Origin of the sequence: Synechococcus sp. R6-10, assembly GCF_047461815.1 — a bacterium.
GTDB lineage: Bacteria > Cyanobacteriota > Cyanobacteriia > Thermostichales > Thermostichaceae > Thermostichus.
In genome coordinates this window covers 1-675 of record NZ_JANSHW010000748.1, presented here as the reverse complement: position 1 = coordinate 675, position 675 = coordinate 1, and the positions used below count along the sequence as shown (strand labels likewise).

The 675-nt window shown below is 57.2% G+C and carries 1 pseudogene; it reads left to right on the top strand.

Annotated features, from left to right (window positions below):
* Positions 1 to 288 precede the first annotated feature (288 nt).
* A pseudogene (locus NW837_RS15770) lies at positions 289 to 675 on the top strand (IS982 family transposase); the annotation flags it as partial.

Here is a 675-nt window from a genome sequence, read left to right as displayed (position 1 = left end):
TGTTGCGTCGGCAGAGTACTTACCCTCTGGAGTTGCAACCACAGGAAAGCCGAAGAAGCATTCCCCTGACAGACCCTCGATGCGGCTCAATATCTCTTCTAAAGCACGAGAAGCCGCTGGTTTCCCGTTGCGACCGCGTATGAAGCTGATGCTGCTCATAGTTCGCCTCCGTCAAACCACTGTTGCTCCGTGATGTATCTCTTGGATTATACCCTAACCCAACTTGCCACCTTGTCAAGTCTTCCCGTGTGTGCGGGTACAATCCCCCCACGCACACGGAGGTCAACCATGCTGGACAAAATCATCGCAACCTTCTGCATCCCCGACGACTTGCTCCACATACTCCACCATCGCAACGACCCACAAGCCAAAATCACAGACCGTGAAATCCTCACGATCGCCATCCTCGCCTGCCAAGAGTTCGGCGGGAATATGCGCAAAGCCCTCCACCTGTTCTCGTTTGTGCCCTCTGAGAGCCGTTTCAACCGCAGGCGGCACCGTCTGATGCCCCTGCTGCACGCCCTTGCGCCACCGCTGCGCGCCGTGTGGGAGGCACTGCAGACCTGTACCGCCTATGCGCTGGATACTTTTCCGATGCCTGTGTGCGAGAATATTCGCGCCAACCGTTGTCGGCTTGCGCCTGAGAAGGCGTTTCGGGGATACAGGGCGTCGCAT